At 53.3% G+C, this 14,958-nt stretch carries 14 protein-coding genes and 1 tRNA gene; 4 read left to right on the forward strand and 11 right to left on the reverse strand.

Annotated features, from left to right (window positions below; genetic code table 11):
- Positions 1-92: 92 nt before the first annotated feature.
- Genes FGQ86_RS11130 through FGQ86_RS11140 form a run of 3 tightly spaced genes read right to left on the reverse strand, consistent with a single transcriptional unit; the run spans position 93 to position 1,815 of the window.
- On the reverse strand, positions 93-425 hold the full coding sequence (locus FGQ86_RS11130; protein ID WP_033125842.1) for a branched-chain amino acid transporter permease: 333 nt from the start codon (positions 423-425) through the stop codon (positions 93-95).
- Complete coding sequence (locus FGQ86_RS11135; protein ID WP_033125843.1) at positions 416-1,123, reverse strand: AzlC family ABC transporter permease; 708 nt, start codon at positions 1,121-1,123, stop codon at positions 416-418. The genes FGQ86_RS11130 and FGQ86_RS11135 overlap by 10 nt, the downstream gene beginning before the upstream one ends.
- Positions 1,124-1,161: 38 nt before the next feature.
- Entirely contained in the window at positions 1,162-1,815 is a 654-nt protein-coding gene (locus tag FGQ86_RS11140) for a hypothetical protein (protein ID WP_052084024.1), read from the reverse strand.
- Positions 1,816-1,972: 157 nt separating this feature from the next.
- Between FGQ86_RS11140 and FGQ86_RS11145 the strand changes: the two genes are divergently transcribed.
- Positions 1,973-2,044: transfer RNA gene (locus FGQ86_RS11145), tRNA-Arg, on the forward strand.
- 65 nt (positions 2,045-2,109) lie between these two features.
- On the opposite strand, the gene FGQ86_RS11150 is transcribed toward FGQ86_RS11145, so the two are convergent.
- From FGQ86_RS11150 to FGQ86_RS11165, 4 genes are all read right to left on the reverse strand, one after another.
- Positions 2,110-3,036 (reverse strand): DUF5688 family protein, encoded by a 927-nt coding sequence (locus FGQ86_RS11150; RefSeq protein WP_033125900.1) that lies wholly within the window; start codon positions 3,034-3,036, stop codon positions 2,110-2,112.
- Positions 3,037-3,219: 183 nt separating this feature from the next.
- Positions 3,220-3,777, reverse strand: a complete 558-nt coding sequence (gene efp / locus FGQ86_RS11155; RefSeq protein ID WP_033125844.1) for an elongation factor P — start codon at positions 3,775-3,777, stop codon at positions 3,220-3,222.
- 84 nt (positions 3,778-3,861) lie between these two features.
- Positions 3,862-4,371, reverse strand: a complete 510-nt coding sequence (locus FGQ86_RS11160; protein WP_033125845.1) for a YqeG family HAD IIIA-type phosphatase — start codon at positions 4,369-4,371, stop codon at positions 3,862-3,864.
- Positions 4,371-5,156 (reverse strand): shikimate kinase, encoded by a 786-nt coding sequence (locus FGQ86_RS11165; RefSeq protein WP_033125846.1) that lies wholly within the window; start codon positions 5,154-5,156, stop codon positions 4,371-4,373. The genes FGQ86_RS11160 and FGQ86_RS11165 overlap by 1 nt, the downstream gene beginning before the upstream one ends.
- Positions 5,157-5,406: 250 nt before the next feature.
- Between FGQ86_RS11165 and FGQ86_RS11170 the strand changes: the two genes are divergently transcribed.
- From FGQ86_RS11170 to FGQ86_RS11180, 3 genes are all read left to right on the forward strand, one after another.
- Positions 5,407-7,407, forward strand: a complete 2,001-nt coding sequence (locus FGQ86_RS11170; RefSeq protein WP_033125847.1) for an FAD-dependent oxidoreductase — start codon at positions 5,407-5,409, stop codon at positions 7,405-7,407.
- Positions 7,408-7,734: 327 nt separating this feature from the next.
- The gene (locus FGQ86_RS11175; protein WP_033125848.1) at positions 7,735-8,961 is read left to right on the forward strand and encodes a dicarboxylate/amino acid:cation symporter; all 1,227 of its coding nucleotides are present in this window, start codon (positions 7,735-7,737) and stop codon (positions 8,959-8,961) included.
- A gap of 88 nt (positions 8,962-9,049) precedes the next feature.
- Complete coding sequence (locus FGQ86_RS11180; RefSeq protein ID WP_033125849.1) at positions 9,050-9,244, forward strand: hypothetical protein; 195 nt, start codon at positions 9,050-9,052, stop codon at positions 9,242-9,244.
- A 138-nt stretch (positions 9,245-9,382) separates the two neighbouring features.
- Here FGQ86_RS11180 and thrS read toward each other — a convergent pair whose 3' ends face one another.
- The 4 genes from thrS to guaB form a co-directional block, all read right to left on the reverse strand.
- Entirely contained in the window at positions 9,383-11,134 is a 1,752-nt protein-coding gene (gene thrS / locus FGQ86_RS11185) for a threonine--tRNA ligase (RefSeq protein ID WP_033125850.1), read from the reverse strand.
- A 462-nt stretch (positions 11,135-11,596) separates the two neighbouring features.
- Positions 11,597-12,289, reverse strand: coding sequence for a peptidoglycan recognition family protein (locus tag FGQ86_RS11190; RefSeq protein ID WP_171031557.1), 693 nt, complete (start codon positions 12,287-12,289; stop codon positions 11,597-11,599).
- 85 nt (positions 12,290-12,374) lie between these two features.
- Positions 12,375-13,409 (reverse strand): aldose epimerase family protein, encoded by a 1,035-nt coding sequence (locus tag FGQ86_RS11195; protein ID WP_138304093.1) that lies wholly within the window; start codon positions 13,407-13,409, stop codon positions 12,375-12,377.
- A 65-nt stretch (positions 13,410-13,474) separates the two neighbouring features.
- On the reverse strand, positions 13,475-14,929 hold the full coding sequence (guaB, locus tag FGQ86_RS11200) for an IMP dehydrogenase (RefSeq protein ID WP_033125853.1): 1,455 nt from the start codon (positions 14,927-14,929) through the stop codon (positions 13,475-13,477).
- Positions 14,930-14,958: the final 29 nt, after the last annotated feature.

Here is a 14,958-nt window from a genome sequence, read left to right on the forward strand (position 1 = left end):
ATTAGCTGCACCCTTCCCACTGCCGGGCGGGTCAGGGACTTTCACCCGTTAGAACGTGTGCCCGCCGGGCACACAAAACGGCAGGAGGTCTTTCAAAAGACCGCCTGCACAAGAAACATATAGAGCACTGTGCCGGCTCCGATGCTGAGAAGGTTATTCCTCTTCCACACATGGAGCCCGGCCGTGACCAGCACCGCCGCTGCTTCCGGTATCCCATGAGGAGCCGAGAGCACCGGCGTTGTTTTTAGGCAGTAGACAACCAGCATGCCGATGACAGCCGGCGTCAGCACCCTTCCCAGGTACTGGACCACATCCGGTATCTCCTTCCCTTTTGGAAAGATGAGGAAGGGGACCACCCTGGTGGCAAAGGTGGTCAGAGCCACCGCAAGGATAATAAGCAGCGACATTCCCACACTTAACGGCATACTCTCGCCCCCTCTCTCTCAAGGCGGGTCCGCCCCACAAAGAGGACAAGGACAATGAGCAGCATGGAGGGCAGGACAAAGCTGTCCGCCCCGAAGATCTGCAGACAGATAAACGCCGCCGCCACGCCGATCACCTCCGGCGCCCTGTTCTTCGCGTCCATCCACTGCTCCACAAAGATCACCACAAAGAGGGCTGTCATGGCAAAGTCAATGCCCTCCGAGTTGAAGGGGATCAGCGTCCCCGCAAGGGAACCGATGACTGAGCCGATAACCCAGTAGGACTGATCCATGATGGAGATGGCAAAGAGAAATTTCTCCTCGTCCACATCCGGCGGCACCTTTGTGGTACACAAAAGCGAGTAGGTCTCATCTGTCAGTCCGAAAATCATATACCATCTCTTTTTTCCCATGGAGTGAAATCTGTCCAGCAGGGATATCCCATAGAAAATATGTCTTATATTCACCATCAGCGTCATAAAAACGACCTGGACAAAAGAAATACCCGGCACGAAAAAATTCACCGCCAGATATTGTCCCGAGCCCGCGTACACCAGAAGGCTCATCAGCATAGCCCACAAAAAATTATACCCTTTTTCCGCGTACATCACGCCGAAGGCGATCCCGATAAACAGATACCCTGTCAGAACCGGTATCGTGTACGGGAACGCCTTCCGAAATGCATGTCTGTATCCTCTCATACTTCCTGCGTCCTTTTTATCCTTCTCGTATATTCAATCTACTGCTGCCCCGTCGAGGCCGCCTCCAGATCGGCCAGAGCCTCCGCCAGGATAGCGTCCGACGCCACAGCCTGGTCGTAGGCCGCCTGGACCTGGTCCATCAGCCGGGCCGCATCCTCCTGGGATGCCAAAAGCTGCGCCGCATCCTTCGTGTCCTCATCCGGCAGCTCCTCCTCCACACAGGGCTTCCCTGTCTCCTTGTCCTCCCCGATATAGAGAGTCTCAAGGCCGGGAACCATAGTGTAGATATCCTTTATCTTCATATCATAGCGGACGAACGCCAGATATGTGTCCCTGTATTTTCCCCGCTTCGTGTAGATCCTCAGATTTTCGTATCCTTCCGCGAAGGGGCTCTGCGCAGTCCTCTCCTCATAGTACCTTCGGACTGCCTCTGTAATTTGGGAGTCTGTCTCCTCCGTCAGCGGATTGCTCTCCGCCTCCTGCCATCCTTTGTTCTCTGTCTGCACGTCTTCACTCTGGACGGATACGGCCTGGGCCTTCCTGTCCCTGGCACTGTCCTGTGCAGCTTTGTCCCCTCCGTAAACAGCTCCGGCAGCTGCTGCGGCCACGGCCAGCAGCGCACAGACAGCGATCACTGTCATGCGACTTCTGCTTCCCGCGTCCTGGCTGCCCTTTTTTCTGTTTTCTTTCATGATAACCTCCATTACATCTGTGATCATCAGGCGCCGGCAGACAAGGGGCACTACAAATGATACTCGCAAACATTTAAAAAGTCAAGGCAGGTCCATCAGGCAGTTTTTTTCAAATTTCCCCTTGTTTTTTCCAGTTGGTTGTGCTATTATACTATTTGTCTCTGTAGCTCAGTGGATAGAGCACTGCCCTCCGGAGGCAGGTGCGCCAGTTCGACTCTGGTCAGAGACGTAAAGAGGAACAGCTTCAACGGCTGTTCCTCTTTTTTTGTGGGATACGCCCCGAGGACGTCTCCTTCAGCTCTCCGGCCTGTCCATCGCCCAGAGGGGCAGGCTCAGCCTGTCTTCCTTCCGCTTGTAGTGGTAGGGAATGTCTGACAAAACCTCCTCCTCCCTCACCTGGGTCTCATTGATCTCCTTTACGATCATGGCCGTCTCCCGCCAGGAGGGGGCGCTGCTGTCAGGCACGATGATCACCTCGTGGATACTGCTTGGAAGCACGTAGAAGTCCTCCTTCAGATAGCTTCCGATATGCTTCAGGACATCCTTATATAGGACTGCCGCTGCCCCGAAGTTCCGAATGCGGTTTGTGAGGATGTACATGCTGTATCCCCGCCGCTCATCCGGATCCTCCTCCGGGGCGGCCGGCCCCTCCTCCTCCGTCAGGAGGGCGTACAGCGTTGTAAACTCCTCCGGGAGGAGCCTTTCTGTGTTGGCGCGGGCCTCCTCGTAGATCTCCTCTTTGGTGACCTTCCACCACTCCAGATGCTCGTTCCTCACAAGCATGGTGGCGATCCTGTCATCCTCCTTCATGTCCACCAGCACGTGGAAGACGATGGCCAGATCCAGATAGGGGACGTAGGGCACCTGCCGGAGCAGCTCCCGGTTCTTCTCCCTGTTGATGAGCTGATAAATCAGCCTGGGCCGCACATTGACGTACTTTGTCACAAACTCCCCCTCCCAGGAATGCCGCGTCCGCACATGGGCGTAGAGGCTCAGGATCTGGTCCGCCACCTGTTCAAAGGGACAGCCCTGCCTGTACCGCTCATAGTACTCCTCCAGATAGATGGTGGGGGACACATTGACGCCTGGCTCGCAGAACACGATCCCCTTCCTCTTCATCCCGTTGTTTTTTGTCACCTGTCTGACGTAGAGAGATCTTCCCCCGTCAAGACTGCCTCTTAACTTCTCTTCCATCCGCTCTATAAACTGTTCATACGACATAGTTCTCCTTTCCCTGCATGTCAACTTGTGAAGTGCTGCCTGAAACAGGCTGATCTGAAAAAAGATATTCAGAGCTCCCATGACCCGGGCTCCCGGAACGAATATTATGGTGACTTATATTATAAAAAAGCCCTGCAAAAAATGCAAGGCTTTTCAGACATTCTTTTTAATTTTCAGAGCAGATTATACTCTGGACAGATACTCGCCTGTACGTGTGTCGATCTTCAGCACATCGTCCTGGTTCACAAAGAGGGGAACCATGATCTGCGCGCCTGTCTCCACGATAGCCGGCTTTGTAGCGCCTGTGGCTGTATCGCCCTTCACGCCCGGCTCTGTCTCTGTCACGCGGAGCTCAACTGTGATAGGCGGCTCGATAGCAAACACATTTCCCTCGTGGGAGATCACCTTTACTGTGTCGTTCTCTTTTACGAACTTGAGGGAGTCGCCCACAACGTCCGCGTTGACAGCCAGCTGGTCAAAGGTCTCCATGTCCATGAAGTTGTAGAGATCTCCGTCTGAGTACAGATACTGCATATCCTTTCTGTCGATATGAGCTGTCTCAAATTTCTCTGTGGGGCGGAATGTCTTCTCAACAACGCCGCCGTTGATAATGTTCTTTAACTTTGTACGAACAAAAGCCGCGCCTTTACCCGGCTTTACGTGCTGGAAATCAAGAATCTGATAAATGTTTCCCTCAATCTCCACAGTTAATCCGTTTTTAAAATCTCCTGCTGAAACCATTATAATCCTCCTTAAACTGTACCTTCAGATAGCACATGTCGTTCTTTTTCACTTGTTCCATTTTATAATACTCTGGTACTTTTTTCAACCTTTTTTTCCATTCAGGCTCTTTCTGTAAAAATGGAGCACGATTTTTTCCAGATAGCGCTTCAGGACGATCTGGATCTCCTCCCTGGGGTGGATGGGCTTTACGAGGATGCTCGGGATCCCCGCCCGCTTTGCTCCCCACACGTCGGTAAAGAGCTGATCCCCTATGAACACCGTGCTCTCCCTGTCCGTGCCCATAATCTCCATAGCCCTGAGATAATTTTTCACAGAGGGCTTATGGGCATTGTAGACATAGTCCACCTGGATGGGCTCATTGAAGGTCTTCACCCGCTTCTCCTGGTTGTTGGAGATCAGGCAGCACCGAAAGCCAATATCCTTGAGTCTTGCAAAGAGACGCACCGCCCGCTCGTCGGCAGGCGCCCCGTGGGGGACAAGGGTGTTATCGATGTCAAAGATCAGGCCCCGCACACCCTCCTCGTACAGCTTCTCAAAATCTATCACGTATGTGGAAGCCACATACCTGTCGGGAAAAAATCGATCAAACATTATTTATCTTCCATCTCCGTCAGCTTCTGGATCATTTCCTCGCACACCTGGAGCACAGTCTTTCCGTCTGTGTTCACCACAATGTCCGCGGCCGCCTCATATTTCTCCCGGCGCTGCTCCATCAGCTCTGAAATCCCCTGCACATTCTTCCGCCCGTTGAGCACTGGGCGGTTGTTGCTGTCCTTCACTCTCTCATAGATGGTCTCCGGACTTGCGGTCAGAAGAACGACCCGGCCGTTCTTCTTCATCTCAGCCACATTTCTCTCCCGCATGGCTACGCCGCCTCCGCAGGAGATAACCGTGTTCTTCCTGGACTGCATCTCGATCAGCAGGTTCGTCTCCAGCTCGCGGAAATACTCCTCACCGTATGTGGCGAAGATATCCTGGATACTCATCTCTTCCCGCTCCTCGATCACCTGGTCCATCTCCACGATATTCATGGCGAACATGGTGCTCAGATAATCGGAGATGGTTGTCTTTCCGGCCCCCATAAATCCGATGAGGATAATATTGTAGTCAAACAGCTTTCTCGCCTGGATACGCTTGCTGTTGCGGTTGATCCGGCGGAAGACATCGTAGATCTCTTCTCTGTATTTATTGTCACCAAGCTTCTCCTTCAGACGCGCCGCCTGCTTTGCCTCCTGCTGGGGCTGGAGAATGGGCATGCCGTACTCTTCCTTGTAGGCCATGATCTTCTCCACTATGGCGTTTCTCTCTACCAGCGCATCAATAATCTTGTCGTCGCACAGCGCAAGCTGTTCACGGTACATCTCCAAATCGTTCATCGCTTTTCTCTCCTGTTATATTATCCCAAAATACATTTTCATATTATAGCAAAACACATGCAGATTTTCAATGAGTATAGGCGAAAAAGCGGGCTTTCCTTCCTTACGTTTAATCTTTTGGCAGAAACCATAGATATATTCTATCATCCGCCACAAAAACATGAATTTGTTTTATCTTTAACAATATTTTATAATAGTATCATAGCAAGTTCAGATTATCTGAAAAACCAAAATAACGGAGGTATATTAAATGAAGAACAACTTCAAACACATCTTCAGCCCCCTCACGATCAACGGCATGACACTGCCGAACCGCGTTGTCATGATGCCCATGGGAAGCGACTTTGCCGGACACACTGGAGAGCTGAGCGATGAGCACATCAAATACTACGAGCTGCGCGCCAGAGGCGGCACAGGACTCATCATCGTGGAAAATGTATGTGTGAAATATCCGGAGGGCTCCAACGGGACAACCCAGCTGCGCATTGACAAGGACTGCTACATTCCCCGTCTTTTCAATCTGACAGAGGCCTGTCACAAATACGGCGCCTGCATGGGTGTACAGCTGAACCACGCCGGCGCTTCCGCCATGTCCTCAAGGATCGGCATGCAGCCCGTCTCCGCCTCCACTCTTCCCTCCAAGGAAGGCGGAGAGAGACCCCGCCCGCTGACAAGGGAGGAGCTCGAGAGTATCGCAAAGGATTACGGCGCTGCCGCACGCCGCGCGGTAAACGCAGGCTTTGACATGGTGGAGATCCACGCCGGACACTCCTACCTGATCAGCCAGTTTCTCTCACCGACTATGAACGACCGTACAGACGAGTTCGGAGGCTGCGCCGAGAACCGCGCCCGCTTCTGCCGCATGGTCATCGATGAAGTGCGCGCGGCCGTCGGACCGCGAGTGCCGATTTCCCTCCGTCTGAGCGTGGACGAGCTTGTAGAAGGCGGAAACACAGTGGAAGACTGCCTGGAATACCTGGAGTTCTTAAATGACGGTGTGGACATGTTCGACACCTCCTCCGCCCTGAACCCCTCCATCCAGTACCAGATCGACGCCAACTATCTGGAGGACGGATGGCGCTCCTACATGGCAAAGGCTGTCCGTGACAAATTCCACAAACCGACCATCGCTATCGGAAACATCCGCAATCCCCAGGTGGCTGAGGACATCCTGGATCGGGGCGACGCGGATCTGATCGGTATGGGCCGCGGACTGATCGCAGACCCCGACTGGTGCAACAAGGCAAGATACGGACATGTGGAAGACATCCGCAAGTGTATCTCCTGCAACATCGGCTGCGTGGGCAACCGTATCGGAGGCAACAAGCCTCTGCGCTGCACCGTGAACCCGGACCTCATAAACGGAGAAGCCTACAAGAAACAGAAGGTAAACAAGCCCTGCAATGTAGTTGTAGTGGGCGCCGGCACCGCCGGACTTGAGGCTGCCTGCACAGCCGCTGAGGTGGGCTGCAATGTTACACTTCTGGAAAAGCAGGACCACATCGGCGGACTTTCCGTGGAGATTTCCAGAATTCCGGCCAAGAAGCGTCTGGCGGACTTCCCCACCTACCTGAAGCACCGGGCAGAGGGACTTTCGAACCTGACCATCAAGACAGGCGTGGACGTAACTGTGGACATGATCAAATCCTATGAGCCGGATCTGGTTGTAAACTCCACCGGTTCCGTACCGCTCCTTCCGCCTATCGAGGGACTCCATGAGAACCTGGGCAAGGAGGGCACAGGAGTGTACGGCATCAAGGATCTGATGGGCGACATCCCGGCCTTTGACAAGGACATGACTGGCAAGAAGGTCATCGTCATCGGCGGCGGCGCTGTGGGACTTGACGTGGTAGAGTTCTTCGCTCCCCGCGGAGCCGAGACGACCATCATCGAGATGATGCCTGTGATCGGAAAGGGTCTGGACGCTTCCACTACCTCCAGCATGAACGAGTGCATGGGAAAGCACAATGTAACGCAGCTCGTAAACACAGCCCTGCAGAAGGTAAATCCCCACTCCTTCACCGTAAAACGCGACGGCAAGGAGGAGGAGCTCCCCTTCGACTACGGCTTTGTCTGCCTCGGCATGAAGGCCTACGCTCCTCTCTGGAATGAGATCGCAGAGGGCTTTGACGGCGAGGACACAGAGATCCTCAACATCGGCGACTCCGTTCGCGCCCGCCGTATCATAGACGGAACAGACGCAGGGCGCCACATGGTGCTTGCCACATTAGACAGACTGGGATACCTGTAGAGCGCACCCCGAAAAATGCTCCGGGTACAGTCAAAAACATCCTTATCCTATGAATAATGAATAAATGAACACATTCGTGTTCGCAGAGAAATGATCCCGCGGGATCCGGACCTCTTTCAGTCTCCGGAACTTCGCGGGATCATTTCTTTTTCCTCGGCTGAAGGCGATGCATAAATAAACGTTTTTAAATAATATTTATAAATAATATGAATTTTTAAAACAGTTTAACCTGTGGTACAATCGAATAGTTTTAGGTAGGACGGCCGATTTACCAGAACATTGTAACTCCTCGTATGTAATGATTTACAGAAAGGAATGTGAGAGAAAATGAAAAAACTCTTAAAGACACCTCTGTGGGCACAAATTCTCGCTGGTATCATAATCGGTATCATAATCGGTATTGTGTCCCCGAAAGCAGCAGATTTTATTTCTCCGCTGGGCGACATCTTTCTCAACCTGCTGAAAATGCTGATCGTACCGCTTGTGCTCTTCAGTATTACAAACGGCATTTGCTCCATGAAGGATGCCAAACAGCTCCGCTCTGTCGGCGGAAGGATTGTCATTTACTACACGCTTTCAACTGTGGCGGCATCCATCTTCGGCGTGATCGGCGGAATGATCACCCAGCCGGGCAAAAACGTATCTGATTTCGTTTTATCAGGAGAGGCCGCGGAGGCTTCTGACTTTGATATGGTGGAGAACATCATCTCCTGGTTCCCGGACAACATCGTCAAGGCCATGGTGGACGCCAACATGATCCAGATCATCGTGTTCTGTCTGTTCTTAGGTGTGGCCCTGCTGGCGTTGGGCGACCAGGCATCCACCTTTGTAAAGATCATCAAGGAAGGCAACGATATCATGCTGAAGATCACATCCTACGTGATTGGCTTTTCCCCCATCGGTATCCTGTCCCTGATGGCCTCCATGGTTTCAACCTTATCCGGAGCAATGGTAAAGGAAGTAATCGTATTTATCCTCACGATAGATATCACCATCCTTGTGTTCATGGTTGTATTCTATCCCACGGTGCTGAAGCTTCTGGCCAGGGTAAATGTGGGCAAATTCTTCAAAAAGATATCCACATCCATGCTGGTTGCCTTTACCACAACCTCATCAGCGGCCACACTTCCGGTATCCATCAAGATTGCGGAGGAAAGGCTGGGATGTTCAGAGAAGGTTTACGGCTTTACCCTTCCTCTGGGAAATACATGCAACATGGATGGAGCCGCCATCCAGTACAGTGTCATCGCAATCTTTGCCTGCAACCTGTTTGGGCTTGACATCACGCCGGAAAGGATCTTCCAGTTTATTTTCTTAAGCCTGATCCTCTCCATCGGCGCAGCCGGCGTAAAGGGCTCCGGCATTGTCATGTCCACTATCATCATCCAGACCATCATCGGAGATGCAGGCCTGACGCTCATCCCGATCCTGGCCGCAGTATGGCCGATCCTCGATCCATTCGCCACCATGGCCAACAACGTGGGAGACCTGACCGGCACCACGCTTGTGTCGAAGAGCCTGAAGATGCTGGACGAGGATGTATATAACAGCTAGGGCAGACAGCTACAATCTCCCTCTGGACATTTCCACCCTTTTCTTTTAAAATAGAAACTACATTTCAGGCAAAAGAGAGGATAAACCAATGGCAGAAAAGACACTGGAACAGGTCACAAGGGAGATAGAGCAGGTTCTGAAGTTTAACGACGCAGGCCAGACCATAAAGCAGATCAGCCAGGCGCTGGAGCTGGAGGAGGACTACATCAGCAGCATCCTCGTCTGCCGCCAGAGCCACTCTGACGATGCGGCCTCCATCGCCCACATGGTCATGATGGAGTAGCAAAAGACAGGAATAACAGAAAACAGCCCAAAAAAAGGCGGCAGCGCCGGGTCATGCACATGGCATGTTCACCCGGGCGCTGCCGCCTTTTTCTATCTTATATTTCAGTCCCATGCTTTACTGCGGTCCTGAAGCGTCCTACTGATCCTCCAGCACAAGCTTTGCGAACTCGTCCACACTCATGCTGCCGATATCTCCCTCGTCTCTTCTGCGGACGGAAACGCACTCTCCCTCCACTTCCTTCTCGCCGACGATGAGCATATAGGGAACCTTCTCCATCTGGGCGCTGCGGATCTTGTAGCCCAGCTTCTCGCTCCTTAAGTCTGTCTCCACGCGGACGCCTGCTGCCTTCAGCTCGTCAGATACCTTCTTCGCGTAGTCGGCAAACTTCTCGGACACAGGAAGGATCTTCACCTGCACAGGTGAGAGCCATACCGGGAATTTTCCGGCGTAATGCTCGATGAGGATACCGATGAAGCGCTCGATGGAGCCAAATGCCACCCTGTGGATCATGATGGGACGGTGCTTCTCTCCGTCTGCCCCCGTGTACTCCAGGTCAAATCTCTGGGGCATCTGGAAGTCAAGCTGGATGGTTCCGCACTGCCAGGTCCTTCCGATGGAGTCCTCCAGATGGAAGTCGATCTTCGGGCCGTAGAAGGCGCCGTCTCCCTCGTTCACTACATAGTCCAGTCCAAGAGACTCCAGAGCGCCTCTGAGGGCGTTTGTAGCCATCTCCCACTCCTCGTCCGTACCCATACTGTCCTCGGGCCTTGTGGAGAGCTCTACGTGGTATTTAAAGCCGAATTTGGAGTACACCTCGTCGATCAGCTTTGCCACGCCCTTGATCTCGTCCTGCACCTGATCCTCTGTCATGAAGATGTGGGCATCGTCCTGTGTGAAGCAGCGCACCCGCATCAGACCGTGGAGCTGTCCGGATTTCTCATGGCGGTGTACCAGTCCCAGCTCGCCCACCCGCATAGGCAGGTCCTTGTAGGAGCGGGGCTCCACCTTGTAGACCAGCATGCCGCCGGGGCAGTTCATGGGCTTCACCGCATAGTCCTCGCCGTCAATGACTGTGGTGTACATATTGTCCTTATAGTGATCCCAGTGTCCGGAATTCTCCCAGAGATGGCGGCTCAGGATGATAGGTGTGGAGATCTCCACATAGCCTTCTCTTGTGTGCAGCTTTCTCCAGTAGTCGATGAGCAGGTTCTTGAGCACCATTCCCTTGGGAAGGAAGAACGGAAATCCCGGGCCTTCCTCCATGATAGCAAAGAGTCCCAGCTCCTTTCCAAGCTTTCTGTGGTCCCTCTTCTTGGCCTCCTCGATCTTGGCCAGATACTCGTCCAGCTCCGCCGCCTTGGGGAAGGAGGTGCCGTAAATCCTTGTCAGCATCTGGTTGTGCTCATCGCCGTGCCAGTAGGCGCCTGCCACGCTCTGAAGCTTCAGGGCCTTGATCACGCTTGTGTTGGACACGTGTGGGCCTGCGCACAGATCCACGAACTCGCCCTGCCTGTAGAGGCTGATCTCCTCTCCCTCAGGGAGATCCTGGATGAGCTCCACCTTGTAGGGCTCTCCTCTGTCCTCCATGAGCTTTAAGGCCTCCTCCCTGCTGACCGCGCTCCTCTCCAGAGGAAGGGCCTCCTTCACGATCTTCTTCATCTCTTTTTCCACTTCAGCCAGGTGCTCCGTGGTAAACGGAAAGCTGAATTCAAAGTCATAGTAAAAGCCGTCCTTGATAGCCGGTCCGATGGCGCACTTTGTGTCCGGCCAGAGGCGCTTCACTGCCTGCGCAAGGATGTGGGATGTGGTGTGGCGGAACGCCTCCTGTCCCACTTCGTCCGCGAATGTCAGATCCTGAACAGACCCGTCTTTCATGCTTACTTTCATAGTCTTTTTCTCCTTTCTCTGCTTTCATCCAGACAGCCGCCGGAGGACTTTTCTCCAAATTAAAAAGCGCCCCTGCCGGGACTGCCTCTTCGTCCTCCGCAAGGGTGCATCTTTTCTCTGCACGGTTCCACCTTTATTTTTCACTCAAAAGGATTTCCTGAAAACAAAATCCTGTCCCTTAACGCGGGCTGCGTCACCACTTACTGAGCCATTGGGCTGTTCCGCAGTGCGGCTCGGGAATGGTTTTCATCGTCCATCTGCTATAAGGGACTTCCAGCATCACGCCCCTCTCTCTGGATAGCTCCGGAGGACTACTCGTTTCCGTCTGTGCCTTTCCTGTCTGAGATTGTGTTTTTGTTCCTCGCCGGCCTTTCTGTCCGTGCTTTGGACCTGCCAGCTATTTTTATTATATCCATCTGACGGAAAAAGTCAATCCTTTTATCCCGGAAACAGACAGCTCCTCTAGGTCCGGTCAATGGCCGCTCCCACATCCACCCGGAACTGATCCCAGGCGTCCTCATGCTCCACAAAGTATTTGGGACAGATCTTTCCCGTCACATCGTAGTGACGGATCACATCGTTTTCATCCAGCCCGAACTTCAGACAGAGCCAGGCGGTGAGCTGCACCATGGAGCGGTAGGTGGCGTCGTTAAACTTCCCCGTCTCGTCCGGATGGCAGCACTCGATAGACACAGTGTCGATGTTCCTGGAGTTGGAGGCGTAGGCCACCTCCCAGGTGGGCACACACTGGACGATCTCCCCGTCCAGGCCCACGATAAAGTTGCTGCTGGCCTGGGTCTCGTGGCTGTCCTTGAGCCCCTCAAAGTAGTTCCGGTTGTCCATGGCCGTAGAGCCGGGATTAGCCGTGTAGTGGATCACGATACCGGTGATGCGCTGTGTGGCGTCCCCCGGCCTGGAGTAGGGGTTGACGGTCAGAAGCTCCACGTCTATATCCGGCCTGGTGGCGTCCACCTGGGCGTTGTCGTACTCTATGTAGCCGCCGCCCAGCCACTGGGGACGGGCCACCCGGATGACCGCCAACACGGCAAGCAGGGCTGCCAGAATGATCAGCCCTGCCTTCCAATATGTTTTCATCTGTCTCTGATGCTGTACCTTTGTCTTTCTCTTCTTTATTCTTCCTGTTCGCCTGCTCATCATAGGATCTCCATCTTCCTTACCTGTTCATTCTATCATATTCAGAGTAAGAAAATATGAAGACTTACTTATGATTTTATAAATTTTATCTGCCGAATGTAAATTTATAGCTGGTGACTGTGTCGTATGTCTCCCCCGCCCGCACCACGGGACCGGCAAAATCCTCCTTGTGCACAGCGTCCGGGAAATACTGGGTCTCAAAGCAGACGCCGCTCCGCTTTCCGTAAGCGCATCCGCCCTTTCCCGCATCTCCCTCCAGGAAATTGCCGCAGTAGAGCTGCATGCCTGGAAGGTCCGTGTACACCTCCATGGAGATGCCGCTCTTCTCACAGCTCAGACCGGCCACCTTCCGGAAGCCGGAGCCATTCAGGGCCCAGTTGTGGTCGTAGCCGCCGCCGAACTTCAGCGCCTGGTAGTCTTCTTCGATATCCCTGCCAATCTCTTTGCTCTCCCGGAAATCCATGGGAGTTCCCTCCACTGGTGTGATCTCTCCTGTGGGGATGGACTGGGCGTCCGCCTCTGTGTAGGCGTCCGCATCGATCCACACCTCCTGGTCCAGGATAGTGCCCGAGCTCTGCCCTGCAAGGTTGAAGTAGCTGTGGTTGGTCATGTTGAGAAGGGTATCCTCCTTTGGCACAGCGTGATAGTGGATCTTCACCTCATTGTCCCCTGTCAGAGTGTAGGTGACTGTGATATCCACTTCTCCCGGGTATCCCTGATCTCCGTCCGGGCTGTGAAGACTCAGCACGATGTGATCCTTCCCGTACTCTTCCACTCTCCACATCCGCTTGCTGTAGAAGTCCATGCCGCTGTGGAGATTGTTTCCATTGTCATTTTTGTCCAGCTGATACGTCCTTCCATTCAGCTCAAAGGAGGCGCCTCCGATGCGGTTGGCCACTCTTCCCACGATAGCTCCGAAAAATTTGTCTCCGGCCTCATATCCAGCCGCATCATCATAGCCAAGAACTACATCGACCAGCTTTCCTTCCCGGTCCGGCACAAGCACCTTCACCAGAGTGGCGCCGTAATCTGATACTGCGATCTGCATGCCGTTTTTATTATCCAGTGTGTACAGAGTGGTCTCCCACCCTGCGGATGTCTTTCCAAATGTCTCTGTCATATGCTTTACCCCCTGTCTGTCAGAAGCCCGCCCAAAAAGGGCAGGCTTCGTCCTGAAATCTCTTTCTATTCGTCCACGCTGTAGTTGGGAGCTTCCTTCGTGATATGGATATCATGGGGATGGCTCTCCTTTAAGGATGCTGCTGAAATCTTGATGAAGCGGGCATTTGTCTTCAGCTCCTCAATGGTAGATGTTCCGCAGTATCCCATACCGGACCGGAGTCCGCCCATGAGCTGGAATACCGTATCTTCCACGGTTCCCTTGTATGCCACACGGCCCTCTACGCCCTCGGGAACAAGCTTCTTGGCGTTCTCCTGGAAGTAGCGGTCCTTGCTTCCGTTCTCCATGGCTGCAATGGATCCCATGCCCCTGTATACCTTGTACTTTCTTCCCTGGAACAGCTCGAAAGTTCCCGGGCTCTCGTCACATCCCGCAAAGATGCTTCCCATCATACATACATTGGCGCCTGCGGCAATGGCTTTTGTCATGTCGCCGGAGTACTTGATCCCTCCATCGGCAATGATCGGGATACCGTACTTGTCCGCCACCTCATAGCAGTCCATGACCGCCGTGATCTGGGGCACGCCGATACCGGCCACGATACGTGTCGTGCAGATGGACCCCGGACCGATGCCGACTTTGACCGCGTCAGCGCCGGCCTTGATGAGGGCCTCAGCAGCCGCGCCTGTTGCCACATTACCTGCAATGACCTGCAGATCCGGGAATTTGCTCTTGACCATGTCAATGGTGTGCAGCACATTGGCAGAGTGTCCGTGGGCAGAGTCAAGCACCACAACGTCCACCTTGGCATTCACCAGCTCCTGGGCTCTCTCCAGGCAGTTGGCTGTGATCCCAAGGGCAGCGCCGCACAGGAGACGTCCCTGCTCATCCTTGGCAGACAGCGGATATTTGATCTGCTTCTCTATATCTTTGATGGTGATCAGGCCTTTCAGGTTAAAATCATCATCAACGATGGGTAATTTCTCTTTTCTCGCCTTGGCCAGGATTTTCTTGGCCTCCTCCAGGGTGATGCCCTCCTTTGCGGTGATCAGTCCCTCAGATGTCATGGACTCCTTGATCTTCTTTGTAAAGTCCTCCTCAAACTTCAGGTCACGGTTGGTAATGATACCCACCAGCTTTCTGCCCTCGGTGATGGGGACACCGGAAATCCGGAATTTGCCCATCAGCTCATTGGCGTCTGCCAGTGTGTTTTCCGGGGAAAGATAGAATGGATCCGTGATAACGCCGTTCTCTGAACGCTTTACCTTGTCTACCTCTTCCGCCTGCTGTTCAATAGACATATTTTTATGGATGATACCAATGCCGCCCTGGCGCGCCATGGCGATAGCCATGCGGTGCTCTGTGACCGTGTCCATTCCGGCACTCATCATGGGAATATTCAGTCTGATCTTCTTTGTAAGATATGTGGACAAGTCTACCTGATTTGGGATTACCTCTGAGTATCCTGGCACTAAAAGCACATCGTCAAATGTGATTCCCTCTCCGATAATTTTACCCATCGTTTATTCCTCTCTTTCTTTTGTCATGT

Source organism: Clostridium sp. BSD2780061688st1 H5 (assembly GCF_005845155.1).
GTDB lineage: Bacteria > Bacillota > Clostridia > Lachnospirales > Lachnospiraceae > Claveliimonas > Claveliimonas intestinigallinarum.